Below are 25678 nucleotides of genomic sequence, written 5' to 3'. Positions count from 1 at the left end.
TCCTAGTCGTGGGCGTGGTTGGTGATGGGGCCGACGTGGACTAGCTTGGGGTCCTCGCCGCGCTCGAGCGCCAGATCGCGCAGGATGGCGTCCTCGCGGGCCTCCATGACCTCGGCCTCGTCGTCATCAATATGGTCATAGCCCAGCAGGTGCAGCATGCCGTGTACGAGCATCAGACGACACTCGTCAGCGGGGCTATTGCCAAAACCGGGGGCCTGACGGGCAATAACCTGCGGGGCCAAGATAATATCGCCGAGCTCGAGCGTCTCATCGGCGGGAATATCCTCGTCAAAGGCCGAGTCGCATTCAAACGAGAGCACATCGGTGGTGCGGTCGATACCGCGCCACTCGTGGTTGAGCTCGTGCATCTCGTCCTCGTCGACATACGAAAGGGAAATCTCGACTTCACGCTCAACGCCCTCGGCGGCAAGCACAACCTCGCAGATGTGCTCCACCTCCTGGGCATCGAGCAGCGTATCGAGCTCGGCATCGTTGCTGATCAATACACTCAACGGGACTCCTTTCGATCGTGTGCGCGCTGCTCGCGCGCATCGTCGTATGCATCATAGGCCTCAACGATACGGCCCACCAGGGCATGGCGCACCACATCGGCGCGCTCCAGGTGAGAAAACGCCACATCGTCGACACGGCCCAAAATCTGCTCAACGTCGGCAAGACCACCACGACGACCCACCAGGTCACGCTGGCTCAGGTCGCCGGTAATCACGAACTTGGAGTTGAAGCCCAAGCGCGTCAGGAACATCTTCATCTGCTCGGGCGTGGTATTTTGCGCCTCGTCGAGCACCACGAAGGCATCACTCAGCGTGCGGCCGCGCATGTAGGCAAGCGGGGCGATCTCGATCACGCCGCGCTCCATAAGCTCATCGGTGCGCTCGCGATCCATCATGTCAAAAAGGGCGTCGTAAAGCGGACGCATGTAGGGATCGATCTTTTCCTCGAGGGTGCCGGGCAAAAAGCCCAGATTCTCCCCCGCCTCGACAACCGGACGCGTCAAGATCAGACGGCCCACCTCGTGACGCTTGAGCGCGGCAACGGCGAGCGCCATAGCCAGATAGGTCTTACCGGTACCGGCAGGACCCAAGCCAAACGTGATGGTATGCGAGCGGATGGCATCCACATAGCGCTTTTGCCCGAGCGTCTTGGGGCGAATGACGCGGCCGCGATACGAAAGCAGCACGTCATCGCGAAGCGACGTAGCCTCGTGCTCACCGTCGCGCAAGACAGCCAGGCAGCGAGAGACATCGTCGACAGACAGCGTGCGCCCGGCGGCCGCCTCGCGAAAAGCGTGTTCGAAAAAACGCGCCACGAGTTCGACCTCATCCGGGTCACCGCTCACGGCGATGCTATCGCCACGGGCGACCACGTGAGCGCGAACCAAACTCTCAAGCGCACGAAGAACGCCGTCGCCGACGCCCAAAACGCGCGAGGGATCAATTCCCTCGGGAACGGTAAGTCTAATCTTCGAGGCTTCCATGAACCCCCCTGCGTGCATGGACCAAGCCGGAATCATCGACTCCGATGATAGCAACATCGAGCAGGCACGGGGCTGTAAGTCCACAGGTATCGTCAAGACGGGCATGATGGAACGAGCCGAGCGTCAGGTTGTCACCATACTCGAGCACGGCACGCTCGACCGTGCCCACGCGACGACGAGCGTCGGCAATAGCAAGCTCCTGTGCGGCGGCCCGCATACGGCGGCTGCGCTCGGCCATAACCTCGGGTGGCACCTGGTCGGGCATGTCGGCAGCAAGGGTACCGGGACGCTTGCTGTAGCGGAACACGTGCATACGCGAGAAACCCACACGGCGGCACAGCGCCAGCGATTCCTCGAACTCCTCGTCCGTCTCACCAGGAAAACCGACGATGACATCGCACGAAAGGGACGCCTGGGGCAAGATGGCACGAATCATACGCACCGTGTCCTCAAAGGCCTCGGCGCTATAGGGACGGCCCATGCGATGCAGGGTCGCCGTGCAGCCGGACTGCACGGGCAGGTGCAAAAACGGGGCGATACGCTGCGGATAGCGCGCCATAACCTTAAGCAGGCGCTCAGAGATATCCATGGGCTCGACCGAGGAAATGCGCACATGCGGAATAGACGTGCGCTCCATGATGGCCTCGAGCAGCTCATCGATTTCGACATGCTCGTCGGTCGCGCTCTTGCCATCGTAGGCACCCAAGTTCACACCGGTCAGCACCACCTCGGGAACGCCGGCCTCCTGGGCCTCACGAACTTGCTCGAGCACGGACTCGACGGGCACGGAGCGCTCGGGGCCGCGTGCCTTCCACACAATGCAATAGGTGCAGCGATGGTTGCAGCCGTCCTGAATCTTCACGCCCAGGCGAGAGCGACCGAGCGCATCGACCACCTCGCCATCGCTGCAGGCGGGAACGCTATCGGACTCAACGCCCAACACCTCGCAGACACGTTCGGCGACATCGATCTTGGACGGCTCGGCGATCACGCGATCCGAAAGCTCCAGCAGCTCCTCGGGATGTAAATTGACCACGCAACCGGTCACGAGCACATAGGGCTCGTTAGGATGGGCCAGCGCATGACGGACGGCCTTACGGGTCTTGGCCTCGGCCTCGCCCGTAACGGCACAGGTGTTAATGACGATCAGATCGGCATCCTGGGGATCCACAATAGCAAAGCCCAGGCGCATAAGATCGGCAGTGATACGGTCAGACTCAACCCGGTTGACACGGCAGCCGAGGTTGACGACGGAAATATGGGGTGCGAGCACGCGTGCTCCTTAATCGAGGATATCGTCGAGGGCACTCTTGATACGGTCGGTCACCGACTTCTTACCAGAAGCGACGTCATCGCCCATCTCATCGGCAAAAGCACGGAGCAGCTCGCGCTGCTTATTGGAGAGATTGGTGGGAACGACCACGCGCAGTTGCACGACCAGGCGGCCACGCGAACCGCCACCGCCAATGCGCGGCATGCCGTAATTATTGACGCTCACGGTGTCGCCGTACTGGGCGCCGGCGGGAACCGTCACCTTAACGACCTCGTCGGGCATAATGCCCTCGACCTCGATCTCGCAGCCGAGTGCAGCCTGCGCAATCGAGATATCGCTCACCAGGTACAGGTCGTCACCGTTGCGCTTAAAGCGCTCATGGTCGGCAACACGCACGTTGACAATCAGGTCGCCCGAGGGCTCGCCGCGAAGGCCGGCCTCGCCAAAGCCGCCCACACGCAGCTGGCGACCGGTCGAAACGCCGGCGGGAATATCGATGTCGATCTTTTCGTGCGAAGGCGTGCGGCCCTGACCGTCGCAGGTCTCACAGGGATGGTCGATAACCGTGCCCTCGCCATGGCAGTCGGGACAAGGCGAGGAAGACTGAACCTGGCCCAAAAAAGAGCGCTGGACCGTGGTGACATAGCCCGTGCCGTGGCAGCGGCTGCACTGTTTTTCGGTCGCACCGTCAGCCTTGCCCGTACCGTTGCAATCCTCGCAGGGAGCAAGGCGGTCATAGCTGATCGTCTTTTTGCAGCCGAGCGCCGCCTCCTCGAGCGTCACCGAAAGCGAGATGGCCATGTCACGTCCGCGACGACGCTCACGACGGCTGCGGGCGCCACCGCCGGCACCGCCGCCAAAGAACGACGAGAACAAGTCGTCCATACCCATGCCACCAAAGATATCGTTGATATCGACGTAGCCCGAACCACCAGGGCCGTCGGCAGTGCCGTAACGGTCGTAGTTAGCACGCTTCTGCTCATCGGAAAGAACGGAATAGGCCTCGTTGAGCTCCTTGAACTTGGCCTCGGCCTCGGGGTCGTCCGAAACATCCGGATGTACGGTACGGGCCTTCTTTAGAAACGCGCGCTTAATCGTCCGCGCGTCGGCATCCCTGTCGACGCCAAGCACCTCGTAGTAATCCCTATTTTCCGACACGACCTAATCCTTCCGACTTTCATTATTGTCACAGTGCGTCCTATACCCAAGCTGGGCCGACCGCAAACAGAGGGTTTGATGTTATTGCATTTGGTACGGCGAAAGCATGGCCCGTTGCGAGCAGCTCGCGAACCAAACCGACACGAGCGCGAACATGAAGCCGTTGGCAAAACCGTTGGCAAACTGCATCGCACCGCGCTTCCACCACAGCAGACTACGATGAAGCACACCGTCCGAAAGCACCATGAACAGACCCATGGTAAACGGAATAAAGCACATCACGGCAAAGGCCGAGAACACGCCCGAGATGGCCGAGAGTACCAAAAACGGCGCCACGATGCCCATCAGGTAAAAACCGGTACGAGCTTTGCCTTCCAAGCGCTCGGCCTCAACATGGGCGCGGCCGACCAGGTCGCCGCCCGCGGCACCGTTGGTGCCAGCATGACCCAAGCCGCTAATGCGGACCTCGTCGCCATCGTGCGTGCCGGCAGGAAACTCAATCGTCTGCTCGGAGGTTACGCGAGTACGACCGCTGCCACCGCAATCAGGGCAGGGGTCGGCCACGACCTTACCGGAACCGCCGCACTCGGGGCAGACCGACTGGAACGTGCCCGCACCAAACAGAAAGGACAGGTCGACGTCGATATGGCCGCGGCCGCCACAGCTTGGGCAGGTATGGGCATGCTCAGACGAAACGGAGCCCGAGCCGCCGCAGTGACCACAAGTATCGAAGCGCGTGTAGCGGACGGTCTTGCGGGCACCGCCCTTGGCCTCCTTGGCGTCGAGTTTGATATCGACGACCACGTTGGCGCCGTTCTCGGGATTGTAGGCAGCCTGCCCGCGACGCGGCTGGCCCCAGGCGCCACCAAAGGGAAAACCGCCCTCAAAGGGATTGCCATAGCCCGCGCTACCGGCGTAGCCGCCGCCATAGGGCGAAGCCGTAGGAGCGCCGGCGAAGGGGTTGCCCGAACGCATGGCGTCGTAGCGCGAACGCTTCTGCTCGTCCGAAAGCACGGCGTAGGCCTCGGAAACCTCTTTAAACTTTTCCTCGGCATCCGGCTCTTTGTTGACGTCCGGATGGAGCTTGCGGGCCTTTTGCTGGAAGGCCTTTTGAATATCACGCGAGGTGGCGTCCTTGGAGACACCCAGAATCTCGTAGTAATCTTTTTCGTTCATCGTCGCCATGCGCGGCAACCTCCTGCTCACAGCAGCGTATATATTCCGGTAATTCTACCCGAGCGGCCTAGGCTAGATCCCAAAACAGCTCGAACAGAACATTTCCATCGAGCCAGCCCAAGTGTGTCGGCGCCAGACGAGCTCGAACATGGCCCGCGAGGACGTCTGCCGAAGTGAAGGGTCCCTCATGGACCCCGAGCGTCTCGGGAACCCAAGTGGCAAGACCCAATTCGAGCGCGCGATCGCAGGCAGCTGCCAGCTCGCCCGTTGGGATGACGCAAGACGCACGAACCAACAGGTCGGACACAATACCGCGCGTCATGCGACAAGCGAGCATCAGGTCTTCGGCCGCAGCCTCGCGCTGCGACAGGTATTCGGCCTCGAACGCCGTCGCTACATCGTCACGTTGCACCAGTCGCACGCGGTACGCATCGCCTCGAGAAGACACACCGGGGAACAAACCTGCAAGACGGTCGAAATCCTCGGCGTCGAGCATGCCCGCGGCAGAGCGACCCAGACCCAGGTAGCCCCGTCCGGTCCAGTAGGCAATGTTATGGGCGCACTCATGGCCGTCGAGCGCATAGCTTGCCACCTCATAGGGGTGATAACCGGCCGCACCCAAACGCTCACGCGCCACATCCATGCACGAAGCTTGAAAATCCTCATCAGGCTCGAGCAACTCGTCGCGGCACGCCATGCGATAAAGGGGCGTCCCCTCCTCAAGCGTGAGCGGGTAGACCGACACATGATGCGGAGCCGCCGCCAGCACGCCATCGAGTGTGCGCTTCCAACTCGCTGCGGTCTGCCCGGGAAGTCCGCACATAAGGTCGCACGACACGTCAAGCCCAGCGTTCTTGACCGTCGCGATGGCGGCGAGCGCCCGATCGGCATCGTGAATACGGCCGATGGCGGTAAGTTCGGTGTTATCGAGCGTTTGCACGCCCAGAGAGACGCGTGTGACACCAACCTTGGCAAGCGCAGCGGCAAGCTCGGCGGTCAGCGACTCAGGATTGGCCTCGCAGGTAAACTCAACAGGGGCGCACGACGCACGAATACGCCGCGCCAGCTCCACCAAGCGCTCCCCCGCCAGCGACGGCGTACCGCCGCCAACATAGACGGTGCGGATCTGGTCAAGGGCCCCAGCTTTGCCAAAAGCATCGAGGCGCGCGTACAACTGCTCAAAATAGGCATCGAGCGCAGCGCTCAGGTCGCACGGAGCAAAACTGCACGAGTCAAAGTCGCAGTACCGGCACTTTTGAGCGCAAAACGGCACGTGCACGTACAGCGCGGTAACGGCCACCCTTAAGCCTCCAGCGGATGAGGGGGCACCGATTCGCCGGCGGCAAGTGCGGCCTCGCAGGCCACCACATCGCGCTCGATCTCATCGACCAGCACCATAAACTCCTCGTATGTGGAACAGCGCACCACATGGGCACGCCAAGCGGCGGCATGGGGCATGCCTTTTAAGTACCAGCTTGCGTACGTGCGGGCACGCGACATGAGCGGCAGAAGCTCGTGCGTCAGCGTTAGGTGTTCACGCAGGGCGTCCAGGCGCTCGACGGAGCTGCGCGCCGGCACCGGTATGCCATCGAGCGCAAGGGCGCGAGCATCACCGAACACCCAGGGATTACCGTAGATGCCGCGCGCGATAAACACCGCGCTGGCACCAGAACTGCGCAGATGCTCCGCGGCATCCTCGGCGCAGAACACATCGCCCGAACCAATCACGGGAATCTCGACAGCATCTGCGACCTCATCGACGACAGACCAATCGGCCTGCCCCGTATAGAGCTGCGTGGCACAACGACCGTGCACGGCAACTGCGGAGGCGCCCGCCCCTTCGAGCATCTGGGCAAACGTTGCGGCATTACGGTCCTCGGCGTAAAAGCCCTTGCGGATCTTTACGGTCACGGGCACGTGAGCCGCGCCCACCGTGGCCTCGACGATCTTCTCGGCCAAATCGGGCGTGCGCATAAGGGCCGAGCCCTCGCCCTTGGTGACAACCTTGCGGGCAGGACAGGCCATGTTGATGTCGATGAGCGACAGGCGATCGCCAACGCGCTCCTCGACGGCGGCGACGGCGCTCGCAAACTGATCGGGCTTGGAGCCAAAGAGCTGCACGCAAATCTGCTGCTCCTCGTCGGCCGGTAGCACCAGGCGCCAGGTCTTGTTGCTGGCATAGGCAAGGCCCGCCGCGCTCACCATCTCGCTGTAGGCAAGGTTGGCACCGCGGCGGCGGCACATGATGCGGTAGGCAGGGTCGGTCACGCCCGCCATGGGAGCCATAAGGAACGGCTGCTCGGCATAAGCGCCCAGCAGCCGCTTGCTGTATTCAGAAAGCGCCATAGACCTACTCGTCCACCTTGAGGATCGCCATAAAGGCCTCCTGCGGGACCTCGACCGATCCGATGGCCTTCATGCGCTTCTTGCCCTCTTTCTGCTTCTCGAGCAGCTTGCGCTTACGCGAGATATCGCCGCCGTAGCACTTGGCAAGCACGTCCTTGCGACGCGCCTTGACGGTGGAGCGGGCAATGATCTTGTTGCCGATAGCACCCTGGATGGGCACCTCGAACAGCTGACGCGGGATGATCTCCTTAAGTTTGTCGCACAGACCACGGGCCAGGCCATAAGCCTTGTCCTTATGGACGATAAACGACAGCGCGTCCACCTCGTCGCCCGAAAGCAAGATATCGAGCTTCACAAGCTCGGAGGGACGGTACTCGTTGAACTCGTAGTCGAGCGAGGCATAGCCCTTGGTACGGCTCTTGAGCTGGTCAAAGAAGTCCAAGATGAGCTCGGCGAGCGGCATATCGAAGCGCATCTCGACCGATTTGCTCGTCAGGTGGATCATGTCGGTCGTAACGCCGCGGTGCTCGATGGCGAGCTGCATGACGGCACCCGTGTACTCAGGCGGGCAGATGATCTTTGCCTTGAGGTAGGGTTCCTCGATACGCTCGATGCGCGTGGCCTCGGGCAGATCCTGCGGGCTGCGGACATCAATCATCTCGCCGTCAGTCTTGTAGACGTGATAGTCCACCGAAGGGCTCGTGGCAATGAGGTCAAGATTGAACTCACGCTCCAGGCGCTCCTTAACGACCTCCATATGCAGCAGGCCCAAGAAGCCCACGCGGAAACCAAAGCCGAGCGCCACCGAGGTCTCGGGCTCCCACACCAACGACGGGTCGTTGACGTGCAGCTTATCGAGCGCGTCACGCAGGTTCTCGTAGTCCTTGTTATCGATCGGGAACAGGCCCGTATAGACCATGGGCTTGGCCTCGCGGTAGCCGGGAAGCGGCTCGGGGCAGGGATTCGACGCCCACGTGAGGGTATCGCCCACGCGAACGGCCTCGGGGTCCTTCAGGCCCGTGACCACGTAACCGACCTCGCCGACCGTCAGCGCGTCAACCGGAGTCTCGGCGGGACGCTTGACGCCCACGCCATCGACCAAAAAGTCGCCCTTTGCCTGCATCATGCGCAGGGTATCGCCCTTTTTGATGGAGCCGTCAAAGATGCGCACCGTGGCGACGACGCCACGATACTCGTCGAAGTATGAATCCAGAATGAGTGCCTTAAGCGGTGCATTCGCATCGCCCTTGGGCGGAGAGATCAGAAAGACAATGGACTCCAGCAGATCGTGAATGCCCTCGCCGGTCTTGCCCGAGACACACACGGCATCATCGGCAGGGATCGCCAGGTCATCCTCGATCTCGGTCTTAACCTCGTCGGGATGAGCCGAGGGCAGGTCGATCTTGTTGATGGCCGGAACAATGTCCAGATTGGCGTTCATGGCGAGCGTCGCGTTAGAGACGGTCTGCGCCTCAACGCCCTGCGTGGCGTCGACAACGAGTACCGCGCCCTCACAGGCTGCCAGCGAGCGCGAGACCTCATAGGTAAAGTCCACGTGGCCCGGCGTATCGATCAGATTGAACTGATACGTCTCGCCATCGTCGGCGTCATAGGACACGCGAACGGCATTGGACTTGATCGTGATGCCGCGCTCGCGCTCGATATCCATGGTGTCGAGCAGCTGCGACTCCATGTCGCGTTCGTCGACTGTATGGGTGAGTTCGAGGATACGGTCACTGATCGTGGACTTGCCATGGTCGATGTGCGCAACGATTGAGAAGTTGCGGATGTGGGAAATGTCAATTGAAGTATTCATGCGGACTATCTTACCCGAGCGGTACAAAAAATGGAGCCTGTTCCATAAAACAGGCTCCATTTATGCGCGTAATCTGTTTGGTGTGAAATTTACAACTTAGGCGTTGATGCTGTTCACGAGCTTGGCAAGACCGGACTTACGGTTGGAAGCCTGATTCTTGTGGATAACATGCTTGGCGGCAGCCATGTCGAGACGCTTGGTGACGGTCTTGAGGGCAGCCTGGGCCTTCTCGGCGTCGCCCTCGGCGACGGCGGACTGGACGTGCTTGGTCAGCGTCTTGAGCTCGGACTTGACAGCCTTGTTACGCATGCGAGCTGCCTCATTGGTGCGGATACGCTTCTTCTGAGACTTGATGTTTGCCACTTCTGGAGTTCCTTTCGAGTTCCTTGCAAAAAATGTATGACACCTCTGAGACACGGTGAGGTCATGCAAGCGCCTACTATAGCACGCTCCCCCTCAAAGGGATAGAACGAATTTGTCAAATAGGCAGGTATCATCACGATTTTCTCAAGATGTTCGTAATCCAGAGCAAAAGCGCGGTCTCAGAATCGGCCGAACCCTTGAGCGCGAGCTCCACATCAACGGCACCCTCGAGCGCTGCGACGAGCTCTGCCATCGAAAAGCGACGTGCCCAGGTCAGGTGATTCTTGACCTGCCAGGACTGGAGTTTGAGCGTTGCGGCCAGTTCACGACCCTGTCCGCGCGCATCGAGCGCCTTGGCAACGATAAGCTCGCGAATGCGGCCGCACAACAATGTGTACGTCCACACGTAGCTCTTGGCGGGCAGTAGATTGAAGAGCTCGAGCGAGCGGCGCATGTCACGGGCCGAGACTGCATTGAGAAAGTCCCAGGGTTGAACCTCGGCCGTACGTACAATCCAGCGCTCAACGTCGGCAAGCTCAATCTGGGGCGCCTCGACCATCTGGGCAAGCTTAGCCAAGTCGTTATCGAGCATGCGAGTGTTTTCACCCGACCGCGAGACGAGCTCCTCGGCGGCCGCCGTCGAGATCGACTTGCCGTGCTGCGTCGCCATCTGTTGCACGCGGCGCGGTAGCTCCCAGCGCTTGGTGCCGGAGCAATCGATCACGGCCTTCTTGTCGATTTTGGCGATCGCCTTATGCAGGCGCGTGTTCTTGGCAAGCGAGTCAGCGATGATGAGGCAGACCGTCGTGGGGCTGGGACTCGCCAGATAGTCGACAAGCGGCTCCGAGACCGCCTTAGCAAGCTTTGAGCAGCCATCAAGGATTACCAGGCGAAACTCGCTGCCCATGGGAAAGGTGTTAAGCGATCCGATAATGGACTCGATATCGGGGTCTTTGGTCATATCGCGCTCGTCGAGGTTGAACTCGACCATGCCCGACTTTTCCAGACGTGCCTTCATGCGCGAGACGGCGTGATCGCGCTTGACTCCATCGGTACCGACGATCAGATATGCCGGCAACAGCCCGGTTTCGGACATCGCGCTCCCCTCTCGCAAGCTCCCATATTCGTACCGTGTCATTTTAGCCCAGGGTCCCACCGCGCGCCAACGATGTCATCACGACCGTTGGCAACGCATCGTAAAGCCCTTCGCGGTCGGCGTGATGGTGATATCACCGCGTTCGATAGTGCATGCGAACGCACCACCAGACTGCTTCACGGCATCGATACACTCGTCGGACGGATGGCCATAGCGGTTGCCCTCGCCCGCGCTCGCAAGGGAAAGCTCGGGTCTCAGGACGTCCAGCAACTCACCATCAACTGAAACCTTGGAGCCGTGATGCCCAAGTTTAAGTACATCGATATCCCCCACCTCCTGCACGAATTCCCGTTCTTGATCGAGCTCGGCATCACCGGTGAGGAGCACACGCAGGCCCTTGCCTTCCTGAACATAAGAGAGCAGCAGGACAAGCGAGTCCTCATTTCCCTCGCCATCCACGGACTCGAATGGCCACATCACGCGGGCGCAAAATGAGCCGATGTCGACCGTATCCCCACGGCGCACCTGCCGATACTCCACGCCAGGTCGGTTCAATACCTCGGCAGGAGCATCCTCCAGCGCATCCGCCGCCACGGCAATCGTTCTGACCGAAAACTGTTCGAGCAAGGCAGGCAGACCACCCCAGTGGTCCTCATCCCAATGCGTAACAAAGACGGAATCGATATGGTGCACGTTATTGCGAACCAACGCCGCCACCACGCGCTCGTCGAGCCCGCAGTCGACGAGTGCCACTGCGCTGCCCTGGCGAATAAGAATCGCATCGGCCTGGCCCACATCGAGCACCGTCACCGAAGGCGGCGCGAATCGATCCCAGTAGACGTACGGAATCGCAGCCAAGAGCACCAGGCATGCAAGCCCCACCGCCATAGGACGTGCGCGGGGACGCGGCCACCAGACCAGCAGAACCGCCAGCACACACGGCACTAGGTAAATCCACATGCTATCGGGCGGCACGCTCACGGATGCACCCGGCACGGCGGCAAACAGCTGCTCGAAGAACAGCGCGCAACGGGCGGCAATCATGGGCACAACGAGCGCCCAAGTCCGCAACGGCGCCACGAGCGAAAAGGGAACCAGCACGATCGACACAGCAAGCAGCACGCTCACCACCGGACCGATGACCGCATTTGCCAGCGGAGCAATGAGCGAGAACGTACCGAAGGCGGGAATGGTAATGGGAAGAGTCGCCAGTTGCGAGCACAGCGTGACGGAAAGCATGCTGGCAACGCCCGATGACACACCCAGCTCACCCAAAGCGTAGGTCGCATAGGGGCAAAAGCACAGAATGGCTAAGACGCTGGCACATGAAAGCTGAAAGCCCATCTCGAACAGCACCGTCGGTCGCAGTAGCACAAAGATGGACATGGTTACGAAGAGCGCCGATGCGCCGTGCCGGCGACGCCCCGCGCCGTTTACAACAAGCGTAGCGAACACCATGCAGCACGCGCGCACGGCCGAGGGAGACGCGCCCGTAAAGGCAGCGTAGCCCACAAGCGCCATCGCCAATATCGCCCGCTGAACACCACGTGAGCAGCGAGTTTTTTGCAATACACCCTCGATTACAAATCCCACGATAGCCAAATGGCTGCCGGAGACGGCTATAAGATGCGCCGTTCCCGTCACCGAAAACCAGTCGCCCGCCGGCTGGGCGCGTAGCTCGGCCGAACGACCGCAGACGACACCGGCTATGAGCGCACGCGCCGGGTCGGTCGCAGGCGCGATGGACGCTAGCAGCCCATTTCGCAGCCGAAGCAGCGGCCCCGGAGAGCCCTCATCGACCGGCACAATCCGAACGGCTTGAACCTTGCGCACCTCGCCTCGGAGCACGCGCGATCGTCCATATGCATCGTTCTCAAAACGTGAAACGCGACCGATAACACGCGCGTGCGCCCCGACCTTGAGCTCGAGGTCGCACGATAGGCGAACCGTTGCCAAGTTCTTACCGTCCGCACGTGCCTCGCAGGTATAGGAATACACGTCGTCGTTTATGGATGGATCGCCCTGCACGACAAACTCGAGGCCGCTTGCCGCTCGAGCGTCGAGCGCCTTCGAGGCGTTGAGCGCGCCCGCAGCCCACCACGCCGAGACGACCGCTCCCGCCACGAGACCGACGGACGCGGCATACAGCCACCGCTTCCAAGGAGCAAGCGGTGCACAAAATTGAGCCAGCACAACGAATACCGCCGCCGCAACGGGAATGGCCCATAGCAGCCCGACCGCCGGCGCCTGCTCCCTCAGCAGCACATCAGCGGCCACGTTGAGCACCAAAGCGCAGCTCATGCACACGCCGGCACACAGGGCCATCGTCCACGGCATCAGGGGCCGCGGAGGCATCACATGCTCACGCTCGGTCGCACTCATACGCAGATGCAATCTTTGATTTTGGCAAGCTTCTTCTCGCCGATTCCCGACACACGCATCAGATCGTCAACCGAGGCAAAAGCACCGTTCTTTGCACGCTCATCGATAATCGACTGGGCCATGGAGGGGCCGATGCCCGAGAGCGTCTGCAGCTCTGCCGAGCTTGCCGTATTGATGTTTACTAGGCCTGTTGCGCCACTCACACCCGATGATGCGGAAGCCCCACCATCAACACCGGCTTCCGCAATGGACGCCTGCTGTTCCCCTACCGTTGGAACGTGAATTTTTTGTCCATCAGTGACCTTAGACGCCCGATTGAGCCCCGTAACGTCTGCCTCGGGCGCCAGCCCGCCGGCGGCATCAATCGCCTGAGCCACCCGCGCGCCGTCCTTGAGGCGATATACGCCGGGCGACACAACGGCGCCATCGACATCGACATAGACCTCTGCCGCGGCAGAAGCCTTTGTCGAAGAGCCTTCGGATGCCTTTCCGCTCGAGGCATCGCCGGATCCCGGCTTCACCAACGAGCCTGAACCGTCAGTGCGCTCAAACGACACGCCGCCGGCACCGCCGCCAAGGTTCGCCATCGCCAAGCCGCTCGCCATCGCAATGACGACCAATATCGCCATCACCACTGTCTTATGACCGAACAGCTTGTCCGCCCAGTGGTCCATCTTTTTGACCCGTTCGTGTTGTTCGCGCTGCGCCATAGCAAAACCTCCCAACACCATCGTGTCAGGAAAGGAGTCCCGCAACAGCCACGCCCCAAAACCGGTTTTAGCGGTCAAACCAAAAGCCGACCAAAACCTTGCACAAATCTGTCCATTTATTCAGGCACACGTCAGCAAATGAACACTTAGCCGCAAAATGCCCAGATAGCAAAAGACCGACGATGCAAGCGCATCGTCGGTCTATGCACAAATTTACTCGTGATCTTGGTAAATCTCACGCGGAGAAAGCTCCGAATGTTTGCGTTTTAAGGTCTTAGGGGCCTTATACGTGTTGCTCTCAAAATCGATGTACTCGGTCTGCTTGAGCAGGCGCTCAATCATCTCCTCGTGATCGAACAACTCCCAGGCCTCATGCACGGCATCGAGTTTAGCGTGCGTCTCGGGACGGCGCGGCATAAACAGCGTGCAGCAGTCGGGAGCGGCCTCAGTCGAGATATCAAACGTACCGATCTCCTCGGCGCGCGCGATGATCTCCTGCTTGTCAGAACCGATGAGAGGGCGGAACACGGGGATCTTCACGGCCTCGTTAACGGCCATGATATTCTCAAGCGTTTGGGAGGCAACCTGTCCAAGCGATTCGCCCGTCACGATGGCCTTGGCGCCCTCGATGTGTGCAATGCGCTCGGCAACCGAATACATAATGCGGCGATACATGATCACGCGCAGGTTGCTGGGACAGGTGACCGAAATCTCACGCTGGCAGTCGCCAAACGGCACCACGTACAGGCGGCCGATCTGGACACCCGGCTCAAGCGCACGGATGATGTCCTGCACCAAATACTCGCTCGTGTCGGGCGTCTGCGGACGACCGGAGAAATGTACCGGCACGCACACCGCGCCGCGACGCGCGAGCATCCAGGTCGCTACCGGAGAATCGATGCCCGACGACAGCAGCGTCACGACCTTGCCGGCAGATCCCACCGGCAGACCGCCCACGCCGCGCTCGGAGCGCGCGTACACATAAACGCTACCCTGGACCACCAGTACGTGCACCATCGCATCGGGGTCGTGCATTTGAACCTTTTTATCGGGGAAGGCCTCACACAACACCTCGCCCACCTGACGGTTGATGTCAATCGAGGTGAGCTCATAGTCGGTATTGGAGCGCTTGGCGTGCACCTTAAACGAATCGAAGGAACCAAACTCGCGCAGCGCCTTCACGGCGGCGGCACAGTACTCCTGAGGGTCGCGATTGGTGTGATACGCCAAAGACACGCGAGCAACGCCGGGAACGGTGCGAATGACACGCGCCGCCTCGTCGGCCTGATGCTCGTTAAAGGTCACGAGGATATAACCGGAAATTCGAGACACGGCATTCACGGAAAAGGCGGCCAAGGCCGCCTTGATGTTATCCATGAGGATATGCTCAAAATGTGCGCGGTTCTTACCCTTCAGTCCAACCTCGTGATAGTGGACCAGGCAGACGCGAGCCGCCATTTAGGCTTCAGCAACCTTGTGGCCGAGCGCCTTCTCGTAACGGGCCTCGTCGTAAGAGATGTCGCCGTCGACAATCTCGTCCATAGCCATCGAGATGGTGTCGGCACCAGAAAGCCCGATGGTGATGTCATCGACATCCTGGACGGCAAGCACGCGGTTGTGCTGGCCACGCAGCATGCTATTGATGTCGCAGGCGCGCTTGGAGGCAAGCGAAGCGAGCAGGAAGCGGTTGTGATCGGTCTTCTCCAGAAGATCGTCAATGCAAGGCTTTACAACGGACACGGACCTCAGATCCTTTCATGCATATCGAGAACGCGAACGAGCTTATCGGTCGCGCGGTCGAGATCGTCATTTACCACGACGTCGTCGTAGCGGTCGGCAAGGGCAAGCTCATCGGCGGCGTTTGCCATACGCAGCTCAATCGTCTCGGGCGTCTCGGTACCGCGACCGACTAGACGCTCGCGGAGCACCTCAAGCGAAGGCGGCTTGATAAAGATCAGCACGGCCTCGGGGAAACGCTCCTTCACCTGCAGGGCGCCCTGGACATCGATCTCCAAAATCAGAGAAGCGCCCGAGGCGAGCTTGGATGTGACCTCGCTCACCAACGTGCCGTAGCAGTTACCGTGGACCTCGGCCCACTCAACAAACTCGCCGTTTGCCACGCGGCGGTCGAACTCCTCGCGCGTCAGAAAAAAGTAGTTGACGCCGTCGACCTCACCTTTGCGTGGTGCTCGCGTGGTAGCCGAAACCGTCAGGCCCAGGTTCGAGCGGCGCTCGCGCACACGAGTGACGAGCGTACCCTTCCCTGCGCCTGACGGCCCAGAAATCACAAAGAGCTTGGAATCCTGAGCGCTCACTTATTTGGTCAGCTGCTCGAGGAGCTGCTCGCGCTGACGGACGCCGAGGCCCTGGACGCGACGGGTAGCGGAGATACCGAGCTCCTCCATGATCTTGGCGGCCTTGGCCTTGCCATAACCAGGGAGAGACTCGATGAGAGTGGAAACCTTCATGCGGGAAGCGATGGGATCATCGGAGTTGAGCACGGACTCGAGGGACTTCTCGCCCTTCTTGATCTGCTCGCGAAGCTCAGCGCGAGCGTGACGTGCGGCAGCAGCCTTCTCAAGAGCCTGCTTGCGCTGCTCATCGGTAAGCTGAGGGAGTGCCATTCGTACCTCCAAATAGTTGGGTTATATCTGATTCAATAATTGGCATTTTAGCACGTAGAACGTACAAAATGCCCAATCGCGGCTCCATAGGTTAGACGATACCTGCAAAAAGTGCAATATATCGGTGGCAAAGTTAAGCCCCCGACCCACGATTCCACACAATAGATGGGAAAGTTTTCGCAGGCACGGGGGCTAATTTGTGCTAATGGCACTCAAAAGTGGTGACTTAAGGAAATCTTTTACGCGACGTTTTCGACCAGCTCGGCGACAATGGCGTCAAAAGCGGCAACCGGGTCGTCAGCACCGGTGATGGGACGGCCCACCACGATATGGCTCGCGCCGCGCTCGATAGCCTGAGAAGGCGTGGCAACACGGGACTGATCGCCCAGGGCCGCGCCCACTGGACGCACGCCCGGGGTCACGATCAGGGCATCAGGACCCAGCAGCTCACGCATGTCGTGAGCCTCCATCGGCGAGCACACGATGCCATCGATGCCGTTGGCCTGAGCGAGCTTTGCCAGGCGGGCGGCCTCCTCGGCCACGGGCGACTCGACGCCGATCTCGCTCAAGGCATCCTGATTCATGCTCGTGAGCACGGTGATGGCGACGAGCTTGGCGCGGTCCTCGCGCGCCTCCTCGGCACCCTCGCGGCAGGCAGCGAGCATGGCGCCCGAGCCCAGGCCGTGGACCGAAAGCAGGTCGGCACCGGCAAACGAGGCCGAGCGGGCAGCGCCGCGCACCTGATGCGGAATGTCGTGGAACTTAAGGTCGAGGAAGACCTTAAAGCCCAGGTCCTTAAAGGTCTTGACGATCTGGGGACCCTCGGCGTAATAGAGCGTCATACCCACCTTGAGCCATGCGGCATGGCCCGAAAGCTCGTGGGCGAGCTCGAGCGCACGCTCACGGTCGCAGTCGAGGGCGACGATAACGCGGTCGCGGGCATCGGTCTCTAGCATTCGAAAGCACCTACCAGCTCGTTGATGTCCTTCACGCCCTGAGACTCCGCCCAGGCCTCGAGCTCGTGCGCGATCTTGAGCGAAGCGCACGGGTCGACGAAGTTGGCCATGCCGACCGACACGCAGGTAGCGCCAGCCAGGATAAACTCAGCCGCATCCTCACCGGTCATGACACCGCCGACACCGTTGATGGGGATATCGACGGCCTGGGCAACCTCCCAGACCATGCGCACGGCGATGTGGTGACACAGCGGGCCCGAAAGGCCGCCCTTGGGCTTGGCCACGCGGGACTTACGGGTATGGACGTCGATGGCCATGCCCTGGATGGAGTTAATGACCGAAAGGCCGTCGGCTCCAGCGGCCTCGAGCGCCTTGGCAATCTCGGCGACATTAACCGGAGCCATCTTTACGAACAGCGGTTTATCGGTCACCTTACGGCAGGCAGCCATAACGGCAGAAGCGCCCTCGGGCGAGGAGCCCATGGCAGCACCGCCGGCGGCAATATTGGGGCAGCTCACGTTGATCTCGTAGCCGGCAGCCCAGGGGCACAGCTCGACATACATCTCGAGCGCGCGGACAAACTCGTCAACGGAGTGGCCGGCAACCTGACAGATGACCTGGCAGCCGTCCTTGGACAGCTGTTCGAGCCACGGACCGGACTCGCGGGCAAAGGCGGCCACGCCGGGGTTCTGAAGGCCCACGGAGTTGATCATACCGCCGGGGATCTCGGCCATGCGGGGCGCGGGGTTGCCGGGCCAGGGCTCGGCAGCGCAACCCTTGGTGGTGATGGCGCCCAGCTGGGAAACATCAAAGAAGTTCTGGAACTGCCAACCGTAACCAAAAGTACCGGCTGCGGTGTTGATGGGGTTCTGCATCTTGACGCCGCCGAAATCGACGGCCATGTTCACGGTACCCACTAGAAGACCACCACCTTGGAAGCATCGAACACGGGGCCGCACATGCAGGCGCCCTTCATACCGTCAACCGTCTCGACATTGCAGGTGTTGCAGGCGCCAAAGCCACAGCTCATCATGCGCTCGAGCGACACCTCGCAGTACGCACCGGCCTCGGCGGCAGCGGCGGAGACTTTCTTCATCATGACGGCGGGGCCGCAGCTAGCGACGTAGTCGTAGCCGCCCTCGCCGAGCAGCTCGGCTGCCGGGTCGGTGCAAAAACCGTGCGTGCCCAGCGTGCCATCATCGGTGCACACGTTAACCGTATCGCACAGCGCGCGGAACTCATCGACGCCCACGGCCTTGGACGCGGTGCCAAAGCCCAGGCACACGTCGACGGCCACACCCTGCTCGGCAAGCTTGTCGGCAAGGCACAGCACGGGCGGAACACCGATGCCACCGGCGACGAGCAGGGCCTTCCTGGTGCCCTCGGGTACCATCCAGCCACGGCCACCGGGGCCCAGCAGGTTAGAGGTGGAGCCAGGGCCCATCTGGGACAAACGACGGGTATCGTCGCCCACGACGGCGTACCACAGCTCGACGGTGCCGGCCTCGGCGTCGGCGCGGTAGTAGCTCAGGGGCACGCGAAGCAGCGAGGACGCATCGCCGGGTACGGCGATGTTCACAAACTGACCGGGCTTGAGCGCACTTGCAAGCTTGGGGGCCGAGATGACGAGCGAGAAGATGCCGTCGGCAATCTCCCGGTTCGAGACGACCTCGAAGTCGTGCATGCGTGCAGTGGAAGGTGTGGGCATAGACGCTCCAATCCCCCATGCGGTTGCATGGTCCAAACTAATAGAAAGCGCGGCACCGCAAGGGCGCCGCGCACAAAAGCGATAAGGCTATGCTAGCAGATGCAGCCGTCGGCAAGCGTCTGCTTACCGCCGACGAACACATCGGTGGCACGGCCGGTGAGCGTGCGGCCGGCAAAACCGGAGTTCTCGGCGCGCGACTCGTAACCGTCCTCGCCAACCGTCCAGGTTGCGGAGGGGTCGAACACGGTCAGGTCGGCAACGGAGCCCGCCTTGACCTGAACCTGGTCGAGACCCAGGATCTCACGCGGCTTGATGGCCATGAGCTCGACCATGCGGCCCATGCTCATCTTGCCCGTGTTGACCAGCTCGGTGAGTACGAGCGACAGCGAGGTCTCGAGGCCGATCATACCAAAGGGCGCAAGCTCGAACTCACGGGCCTTCTCCCACGGGGTGTGAGGAGCGTGATCGGTGACGATAACATCGACGGTGCCGTCGATGACGCCCTGACGGATGGCCTCGGCATCCTCCTCGGTACGCAGCGGCGGATTGACCTTAAGCGAGGTGTTGTAGGTCTCGTCCAGGTCGTTCTCGGTCAGGAACATGTGATGCGGGGTGGCCTCGCAGGTAACCTGAACGCCAGCGGCCTTACCGGCACGCACGATCTCCAGGCCATGGGCGGTGGAGATGTGCTGGATGTGCAGCTTGGCACCAGTCAGCTTGGCGATCTCGATGTCGCGGGCGATCTGGAGCTCCTCGCCGGCAGCCGGCCAACCCTCGAGAGCCAGACGGGTCGAGACCTTGCCCTCGTTGATCTGGCCGTGGCCGACCAGGTCCTCGTCCTGGCAGTGGCTCATAAAGACCTTGCCGAACATCTTGCCGTAGTCCATGCAACGACGGAGCATACCCGCGCCCTGCACGCCGCGACCGTCGTCGGTGAAGGCGACGGCGCCGTGGGCGACCATATCGCCCATCTCGGACATGGCCTCGCCCTTAAGACCGCGGGTCATGGCGCCCGACGGATAGACGCGGCAGTGACCAACCTCGGCAGCGCGGGACTTGACGAACTCCACGACGGTGCCGTTATCGGTGACGGGATCGGTGTTGGGCATGGCGCACACGCCGGTAAAGCCGCCCTTGGCAGCTGCGCGGGTGCCGCTCTCGATGTCCTCTTTGACCTCGTAGCCGGGCTCGCGAAGGTGAACGTGCATATCCACCAGGCCGGGGACGAGGTACTTGCCGGAAAGGTCGCGGACCTCGGCTCCCTCGGCAGCGAGATTCTCGCCGACCTCGGCGATCTTATCGCCGTCAATCAGGACGTCAACGACACCGTCAAGCTCGACGGACGGGTCGACGACGTGGGCATTCTTAAGAAGCAAGGCCATTATCGGCACCTCCAAGCAGCAGATACAGGATAGCCATACGCACGCAGATACCGGCGTAGACCTGCTCCAGGATGACGGAGCGTTGCGGGTGGTCGGCCATATAGGAGTCGAACTCGACGCCACGGTTGATGGGGCCCGGGTGGCAGATAATCGCGTCGGGCTTCATGAGCTTCTCGCGGTCCTTGGTCAGGCCGAAGAGTTTGTGATACTCGCGAATGGTCGGGAACGGGGCACCCTCGAGGCGCTCCTGCTGCACGCGCAGCATGTAGACGACGTCCAGCTCGGGCAGGACGGAATCGAGGTCGCTCGTCACGTGGTCGCAGCCCAGGACCTCGGGCGCCGGCGGCAGCAGCGTGCCGGGGGCGACGGCGTAGGTCTCGCAGCCCATGATCTTAAGGGCGGGAATCAGCGAGCCGCAGACACGGGAGTGTGAGATATCGCCGACGACGGCGACCTTCAGACCGTGGAAGTCACCCTTGTGCTCCCAGATGGTGTACAGGTCGAGAAGAGCCTGCGTGGGATGGTTGTGCTTGCCGTCGCCGGCGCAGATGACGCTCGCGGGCGAGTTCTGCGTGACGATGTAGGGAGCACCGGCGTGCTTATCGCGCACGACGATGCAGTCGATCTTGTAGGCGTTGAGGGTCTCGACGGTGTCGACGAGGCTCTCGCCCTTGACCGTGGAGGTCGAAGAGCCGCCAAAGTTGAGGCTGTCGGCCGAAAGACGCTTCTCGGCGAGCTCGAAGGAGCTACGGGTGCGCGTCGAGGGCTCGTTGAACATGTTGACGATGGTCTTACCCTTGAGCGTGGGGACCTTCTTGATCGCACGCTCGTTGACCTCGGAGAACGCCTTGGCGGTCTCGAGGATGAGCTTGATGTCCTCTTCGGAGTACTCGGTAATGTCGATCAGGTGCTTATGGTTGAACGCCACGGTACTACTCACCTCCCAGCGGCGCAGAACCCACGTGGGAGCCCGGCGCGACGTCGTTGATCTCGACGGCGGTGTGGCCGTCGACTTCCTTCATATATAGATGCACGTTCTCCTCATGCGACGAGGGAACGTTCTTGCCGACAAAGTCCGGCGAGATGGGGAGCTCGCGGTGGCCGCGGTCAACGAGGACTGCCAACTCAATGCGACTCGGACGGCCCAGGTCCATGACGGCGTCGAGAGCGGCGCGGATGGTACGGCCCGTATACAGGATGTCGTCCACCAGCACGACGCGCTTGCCGTCGACGCTAAAGGGAATGTTGGTGGCGTGGATCGCGGGAGCGAAATTGGTCGCATAGTCATCGCGGTAGAAGCTGATGTCGAGGCTGCCGAGCGGAACTTCGACGCCCTCGATCTCCTTGATCTCCTCGGCGAGCTTCTTTGCCAGAAGGTCGCCGCGCGTGACGATGCCGACCAGAGCGAGGTCTTCACAGCCCTCGTTGCGCTCGAGAATCTCGTGCGCGATGCGGGTCATCGCTCGATTGACGGCGGTCTCGTCCATGATGACCGCCTTGGGGGAAGTCGTGCCCATCGATCTCCTTCCTCACATGTCTTGACTGCTGACACAGTCAAAAAAATAGATGCCCGACCGCTTAAAGCGGACCAGACACCCACAGGAAGGGCTGCTCTTTGGCAGCTATGTAATTCCATGTGGGTATCTCGTACCCCTTTAATGGTCAAGGGATAGTGTAGCCAACCTCGAGCTTAATTGCGAGCATAAATACAGAGCAATCCGTAAACGGAGCCCAAAGCCCAATAAACCTATATATATTTGTGGGACGAGCTTGAAAACGCACGCACGAGCTGGCATAATCCCCTCTGCTGCACGCAAATCGGATCTACGTCCAGGGCCGTGGCGTGGGCACTATCGCCAAAAGAGGAATATCTCTGTGTAGATTGCGCACAGGGAGCGACTTCTGTGCTATAGTTCAGGCTTGTTTGTTAACGCGACATGTTCGTTTGTCGCCCAAGGAGGGTCAGTTATGTCCAAAGTTTGCGAAGTTTGCGGTAAGCACCCCGTTGCCGGTCGCTCCATCAGCCACTCTCACCGCGTCACCAACCGTAAGTTCCGCCCCAACATCCAGCGCGTCTACGTCGTCGTCGATGGTCACCGTCGCAAGATGAACGTTTGCTCCACCTGCCTCAAGTCCGGCAAGGTTGCGCGCTCCTAAATAAGGTCTTACCAACAAGTACCTCGGACTCTCCGGGCCAAAGACCTCGCGTTCACATAGAACTTAGCAAAGGCGCCCTCCCCTACGGAGGGCGCCTTTTTGTACTCATTGGGGACAGACTTACATGAGTGAAAGCACTCATGTAAGTCTGTCCCCAATGAGCGGGGCGATGCGCAGGGCAGATAGATTTAGTTGAAACGGTTCATTTGATTGAAGCGTTTTAGTTTGTCTTTTACGGGAATCTGCCCGTTCACCGAATTATTTCTTGCTATCATGCATCTTGTAGGGTAAATCTCCGATCGCAAGGAGACACAAATGGTGAAAAAGTCACCGGAAAACACTACTCCCGCCATCGTGGACAACGTGGAGGCGCTTGAGGCCAAACTCAAATCTATGCGTGAGGCCCAGGCTAAATTCGCTGAGTACACTCAGGAGCAGGTAGACAAGATCTTCTACGAGGCTGCTATGGCCGCCAACAAGGCTCGTATTCCTTTGGCCAAGCTCGCCATCGAGGAGACCGGCCGTGGCGTTCTCGAGGACAAGGTCATCAAGAACCACTACGCCGCTGAGTACATCTACAACGCTTACAAGAACACCAAGACCTGCGGTGTCATCGAGCGCGACGACGCTTACGGCATCACCAAGGTCGCCGAGCCGATCGGTATCGTTGGCGCTGTCATCCCGACCACCAACCCGACCTCCACGGCCATCTTCAAGACGCTCATCTGCCTGAAGACCCGTAACGCCATCATCATCTCCCCGCACCCGGCAGCCGCCAAGTGCACCATCGCCGCCGCCAAGCTCGTTCTCGACGCAGCTGTCAAGGCCGGTGCTCCTGAGGGCATCATCGGCTGGGTCGACAAGCCGTCCATCGAGCTGACCAACATGGTCATGCGCGACGTCGACATCATTCTCGCAACCGGTGGCCCGGGCATGGTCAAGGCTGCTTACTCCTCCGGTAAGCCCGCACTCGGCGTCGGCGCCGGCAACACCCCGGTCATCATCGACGATACCGCGGACATCAAGCTCGCCGTCAACTCCATCATCCACTCCAAGACCTTCGACAACGGCATGATCTGCGCTTCCGAGCAGTCCGTGACCGTCATCGACACCATCTATGACCAGGTCAAGGCCGAGTTCCAGAAGCGCGGCTGCTACTTCGTCAAGCAGGGTGCCGAGATGGAGGCCCTGCGTGCCGCCATGTTCAAGAACGGCGCTCTCGATCACCGCATCCCCGGCATGGCTGCCGCCAAGATCGCCGAGCTCGCCGGCATCGAGGTTCCCGCCAAGACCAAGATCCTGATCGCCGAGGTCACCTCCACCGATCCCGAGAAGGAAGAGTTCTCCCACGAGAAGCTCTCCCCGGTCCTCGCTATGTATCACGCCAGTGACTTCCAGGAGGCCGTTGACAAGGCAGAGCACCTCGTCCTCGCAGGTGGCCCGGGCCACACCGCCTCTCTCTACGTGCACCCGGCACAGAGCGAGAAGATCGCTAAGTTCCAGCACGTCATGAAGGCCTGCCGCATCGTCATCAACACCCCGTCCTCGCACGGCGGCATCGGTGACCTCTACAACTTCGGCATGAAGCCGTCTCTAACCCTGGGCTGCGGCTCCTGGGGTGGCAACTCCGTCTCCGAGAACGTTGGGGTGAAGCACTTGATCAACGTCAAGACCGTGGCAGAGCGCCGCGAGAACATGCTGTGGTTCCGCGCACCCGAGAAGGTCTACTTCAAGAAGGGCTGCACGCCCGTCGCACTCGACGAGCTCGGCACCGTAATGGGCAAGAAGCGCGCCTTCATCGTTACCGACCAGTTCCTCTTCAAGAATGGCAACACGCGTGCCATCGAGGCCAAGCTCGATGAGATGGGCATCGCTCACGACTGCTTCTACGACGTTGAGCCCGATCCCTCCCTGCAGTGCGCACGTCGCGGCGCCAAGCAGATGACGCTCTTCGAGCCGGATGTCATCATCGCCGTTGGCGGCGGTTCCGCAATGGACGCCGGCAAGATTATGTGGATGATGTACGAGCACCCCGAGGCGAACTTCGAGGACATGGCCATGGACTTCATGGACATCCGCAAGCGTATCTTCACCTTCCCCGAGATGGGCAAGAAGGCTTACTTCGTCGCCGTCCCGACCTCTTCGGGCACTGGCTCCGAGTGCACGCCGTTCGCCATCATCACCGACAAGGAGACCGGCATCAAGTGGCCGCTCGCCGACTACGCGCTGCTCCCCAACATGGCAATCGTCGACGCTGACAACTGCATGACCGCCCCGAAGGGCCTCACCGCAGCTTCCGGTATTGACGTCATGACCCACGCCATCGAGTCCTACGTCTCCATCATGGCTTCCGATTACACCAAGGGCCTCTCCGAGCGCGCCGCAAAGCTCGTCTTCGAGAACCTCCCGAGCTCCTTCACCAACGGTGCCAAGGATCCGCACGCTCGCGAGGAGATGCACAACGCATCCTGCATGGCCGGTATGGCATTCGGTAACGCCTTCCTGGGCCTCAACCACTCCATGGCCCACAAGCTCGGCGCTTTCCACCATCTGCCCCACGGCCTCGCAAACGCAGTCATCCTGACCCGCGTCATGCGTTACAACGCCGCCGAGGCTCCTGTCAAGATGGGAACCTTCTCTCAGTATCCTTACCCCAACGCGCTGCACAACTACGCCGAGATGGCTCGTTACTGCGGCATCGACGGCAAGGACGACCGTGAGGTCTTCGAGAACTTCATCACCAAGCTCACCGAGCTCTGCGACTTCATCGGTGTCAAGCACACCATCGCTGAGTACGGCGTTGACGAGAAGTACTTCCTCGACACCCTCGACGAGATGACCGAGCAGGCATTCAACGACCAGTGCACCGGCGCTAACCCCCGTTACCCGCTGATGAGCGAGATCAAGGAGCTCTACCTTGACGCCTACTACGGCCGCGAGCCTCAGGACTACGCCGTCTGCTAGTTTTAGCACGGTTTTTAACGGCGGGGGTGCACGGGTGTTTCACACACCCCCGCCGTCGCTTCTATCGCATCG

24 protein-coding genes are annotated in these 25678 nt (G+C 60.8%); 2 read left to right on the top strand and 22 right to left on the bottom strand.

All coding sequences use genetic code 11. The features are described from left to right. Window positions 1-2 precede the first annotated feature (2 nt). From ybeY to pyrR, 22 genes are all read right to left on the bottom strand, one after another. The gene (gene ybeY / locus AAAX72_RS03240) at window positions 3-512 is read right to left on the bottom strand and encodes an rRNA maturation RNase YbeY (RefSeq protein ID WP_349129003.1); all 510 of its coding nucleotides are present in this window, start codon (window positions 510-512) and stop codon (window positions 3-5) included. Continuing rightward, entirely contained in the window at window positions 509-1495 is a 987-nt protein-coding gene (locus AAAX72_RS03235) for a PhoH family protein (protein WP_349129001.1), read from the bottom strand. Before AAAX72_RS03235 ends, ybeY begins: the two co-directional genes overlap by 4 nt. Beyond that, window positions 1476-2768 (bottom strand): MiaB/RimO family radical SAM methylthiotransferase, encoded by a 1293-nt coding sequence (locus AAAX72_RS03230; protein ID WP_349129000.1) that lies wholly within the window; start codon window positions 2766-2768, stop codon window positions 1476-1478. The genes AAAX72_RS03235 and AAAX72_RS03230 overlap by 20 nt, the downstream gene beginning before the upstream one ends. Window positions 2769-2777: 9 nt before the next feature. Next, entirely contained in the window at window positions 2778-3926 is a 1149-nt protein-coding gene (dnaJ, locus tag AAAX72_RS03225; protein WP_349128998.1) for a molecular chaperone DnaJ, read from the bottom strand. 81 nt (window positions 3927-4007) lie between these two features. Beyond that, a complete protein-coding gene (locus tag AAAX72_RS03220) occupies window positions 4008-5111 on the bottom strand; it encodes a DnaJ domain-containing protein (protein WP_349128996.1) in 1104 nt (367 codons plus the stop codon). 58 nt (window positions 5112-5169) lie between these two features. Continuing rightward, window positions 5170-6402, bottom strand: a complete 1233-nt coding sequence (gene hemW / locus AAAX72_RS03215; protein WP_349128994.1) for a radical SAM family heme chaperone HemW — start codon at window positions 6400-6402, stop codon at window positions 5170-5172. 2 nt (window positions 6403-6404) lie between these two features. Beyond that, complete coding sequence (gene dusB, locus AAAX72_RS03210) at window positions 6405-7448, bottom strand: tRNA dihydrouridine synthase DusB (RefSeq protein ID WP_349128993.1); 1044 nt, start codon at window positions 7446-7448, stop codon at window positions 6405-6407. 4 nt (window positions 7449-7452) lie between these two features. Continuing rightward, a complete protein-coding gene (lepA, locus tag AAAX72_RS03205; RefSeq protein WP_055285150.1) occupies window positions 7453-9264 on the bottom strand; it encodes a translation elongation factor 4 in 1812 nt (603 codons plus the stop codon). Between the two features lie 96 nt (window positions 9265-9360). Further along, window positions 9361-9627, bottom strand: a complete 267-nt coding sequence (gene rpsT, locus AAAX72_RS03200; protein WP_022094714.1) for a 30S ribosomal protein S20 — start codon at window positions 9625-9627, stop codon at window positions 9361-9363. Window positions 9628-9760: 133 nt separating this feature from the next. Beyond that, window positions 9761-10723, bottom strand: coding sequence for a DNA polymerase III subunit delta (gene holA / locus AAAX72_RS03195; RefSeq protein ID WP_349128992.1), 963 nt, complete (start codon window positions 10721-10723; stop codon window positions 9761-9763). Between the two features lie 78 nt (window positions 10724-10801). Then, window positions 10802-13105, bottom strand: coding sequence for a DNA internalization-related competence protein ComEC/Rec2 (locus tag AAAX72_RS03190; RefSeq protein WP_349128991.1), 2304 nt, complete (start codon window positions 13103-13105; stop codon window positions 10802-10804). Further along, window positions 13102-13815 (bottom strand): helix-hairpin-helix domain-containing protein, encoded by a 714-nt coding sequence (locus AAAX72_RS03185; RefSeq protein ID WP_349128990.1) that lies wholly within the window; start codon window positions 13813-13815, stop codon window positions 13102-13104. The genes AAAX72_RS03190 and AAAX72_RS03185 overlap by 4 nt, the downstream gene beginning before the upstream one ends. Before the next feature lie 213 nt (window positions 13816-14028). After that, window positions 14029-15273, bottom strand: coding sequence for a tRNA uracil 4-sulfurtransferase ThiI (gene thiI, locus AAAX72_RS03180; protein ID WP_349091224.1), 1245 nt, complete (start codon window positions 15271-15273; stop codon window positions 14029-14031). Next, complete coding sequence (locus AAAX72_RS03175; RefSeq protein ID WP_035138532.1) at window positions 15274-15555, bottom strand: DNA-directed RNA polymerase subunit omega; 282 nt, start codon at window positions 15553-15555, stop codon at window positions 15274-15276. 5 nt (window positions 15556-15560) lie between these two features. Continuing rightward, complete coding sequence (gmk, locus tag AAAX72_RS03170) at window positions 15561-16130, bottom strand: guanylate kinase (protein WP_349128988.1); 570 nt, start codon at window positions 16128-16130, stop codon at window positions 15561-15563. Next, a complete protein-coding gene (gene mihF / locus AAAX72_RS03165; protein WP_006236130.1) occupies window positions 16131-16439 on the bottom strand; it encodes an integration host factor, actinobacterial type in 309 nt (102 codons plus the stop codon). Window positions 16440-16678: 239 nt separating this feature from the next. Next, window positions 16679-17395 carry an orotidine-5'-phosphate decarboxylase gene (gene pyrF / locus AAAX72_RS03160; protein WP_349128986.1) on the bottom strand — a complete coding sequence of 239 codons (717 nt, stop codon included), beginning with the start codon at window positions 17393-17395 and terminating at the stop codon, window positions 16679-16681. Further along, a complete protein-coding gene (locus tag AAAX72_RS03155) occupies window positions 17389-18297 on the bottom strand; it encodes a dihydroorotate dehydrogenase (RefSeq protein ID WP_199411071.1) in 909 nt (302 codons plus the stop codon). Before AAAX72_RS03155 ends, pyrF begins: the two co-directional genes overlap by 7 nt. 14 nt (window positions 18298-18311) lie before the next feature. Then, window positions 18312-19079 carry a dihydroorotate dehydrogenase electron transfer subunit gene (locus AAAX72_RS03150; protein WP_349129041.1) on the bottom strand — a complete coding sequence of 256 codons (768 nt, stop codon included), beginning with the start codon at window positions 19077-19079 and terminating at the stop codon, window positions 18312-18314. A 116-nt stretch (window positions 19080-19195) separates the two neighbouring features. Then, the gene (locus AAAX72_RS03145) at window positions 19196-20485 is read right to left on the bottom strand and encodes a dihydroorotase (RefSeq protein WP_349128985.1); all 1290 of its coding nucleotides are present in this window, start codon (window positions 20483-20485) and stop codon (window positions 19196-19198) included. Further along, on the bottom strand, window positions 20469-21413 hold the full coding sequence (locus AAAX72_RS03140) for an aspartate carbamoyltransferase catalytic subunit (protein ID WP_055285144.1): 945 nt from the start codon (window positions 21411-21413) through the stop codon (window positions 20469-20471). The genes AAAX72_RS03145 and AAAX72_RS03140 overlap by 17 nt, the downstream gene beginning before the upstream one ends. Before the next feature lie 4 nt (window positions 21414-21417). After that, a complete protein-coding gene (gene pyrR / locus AAAX72_RS03135; protein ID WP_117770320.1) occupies window positions 21418-22002 on the bottom strand; it encodes a bifunctional pyr operon transcriptional regulator/uracil phosphoribosyltransferase PyrR in 585 nt (194 codons plus the stop codon). 451 nt (window positions 22003-22453) lie between these two features. On the opposite strand from pyrR, the gene rpmB reads away from it, so the two are divergent. Both rpmB and adhE read left to right on the top strand, forming a co-directional pair. Then, window positions 22454-22642 (top strand): 50S ribosomal protein L28, encoded by a 189-nt coding sequence (rpmB, locus tag AAAX72_RS03130; RefSeq protein ID WP_022094725.1) that lies wholly within the window; start codon window positions 22454-22456, stop codon window positions 22640-22642. Between the two features lie 315 nt (window positions 22643-22957). Next, complete coding sequence (gene adhE, locus AAAX72_RS03125; RefSeq protein ID WP_152068224.1) at window positions 22958-25606, top strand: bifunctional acetaldehyde-CoA/alcohol dehydrogenase; 2649 nt, start codon at window positions 22958-22960, stop codon at window positions 25604-25606. The last annotated feature ends 72 nt before the right edge of the window (window positions 25607-25678 follow it).

It is taken from the genome of Collinsella sp. CLA-ER-H8, assembly GCF_040092335.1.
In the GTDB taxonomy this organism is placed as follows: domain Bacteria; phylum Actinomycetota; class Coriobacteriia; order Coriobacteriales; family Coriobacteriaceae; genus Collinsella.
The sequence above is the reverse complement of the archived record's forward strand: the minus strand, read 5'-3'. Positions and strand labels throughout refer to the sequence as shown.

Coding starts and splice junctions, on each gene's coding strand:
- AAAX72_RS03235 (WP_349129001.1), bottom strand. CDS start 1,495: ATGGAAGCCTCGAAGATTAGACTTACCGTTCCCGAGGGAATTGATCCC.
- AAAX72_RS03220 (WP_349128996.1), bottom strand. CDS start 5,111: ATGGCGACGATGAACGAAAAAGATTACTACGAGATTCTGGGTGTCTCC.
- dusB (WP_349128993.1), bottom strand. CDS start 7,448: ATGGCGCTTTCTGAATACAGCAAGCGGCTGCTGGGCGCTTATGCCGAG.
- lepA (WP_055285150.1), bottom strand. CDS start 9,264: ATGAATACTTCAATTGACATTTCCCACATCCGCAACTTCTCAATCGTT.
- holA (WP_349128992.1), bottom strand. CDS start 10,723: ATGTCCGAAACCGGGCTGTTGCCGGCATATCTGATCGTCGGTACCGAT.
- AAAX72_RS03190 (WP_349128991.1), bottom strand. CDS start 13,105: ATGAGTGCGACCGAGCGTGAGCATGTGATGCCTCCGCGGCCCCTGATG.
- AAAX72_RS03185 (WP_349128990.1), bottom strand. CDS start 13,815: ATGGCGCAGCGCGAACAACACGAACGGGTCAAAAAGATGGACCACTGG.
- thiI (WP_349091224.1), bottom strand. CDS start 15,273: ATGGCGGCTCGCGTCTGCCTGGTCCACTATCACGAGGTTGGACTGAAG.
- mihF (WP_006236130.1), bottom strand. CDS start 16,439: ATGGCACTCCCTCAGCTTACCGATGAGCAGCGCAAGCAGGCTCTTGAG.
- pyrF (WP_349128986.1), bottom strand. CDS start 17,395: ATGCTAGAGACCGATGCCCGCGACCGCGTTATCGTCGCCCTCGACTGC.
- AAAX72_RS03155 (WP_199411071.1), bottom strand. CDS start 18,297: ATGGCCGTCGATTTCGGCGGCGTCAAGATGCAGAACCCCATCAACACC.
- AAAX72_RS03150 (WP_349129041.1), bottom strand. CDS start 19,079: ATGCACGACTTCGAGGTCGTCTCGAACCGGGAGATTGCCGACGGCATC.
- AAAX72_RS03145 (WP_349128985.1), bottom strand. CDS start 20,485: ATGGCCTTGCTTCTTAAGAATGCCCACGTCGTCGACCCGTCCGTCGAG.
- pyrR (WP_117770320.1), bottom strand. CDS start 22,002: ATGGGCACGACTTCCCCCAAGGCGGTCATCATGGACGAGACCGCCGTC.
- rpmB (WP_022094725.1), top strand. CDS start 22,454: ATGTCCAAAGTTTGCGAAGTTTGCGGTAAGCACCCCGTTGCCGGTCGC.
- adhE (WP_152068224.1), top strand. CDS start 22,958: ATGGTGAAAAAGTCACCGGAAAACACTACTCCCGCCATCGTGGACAAC.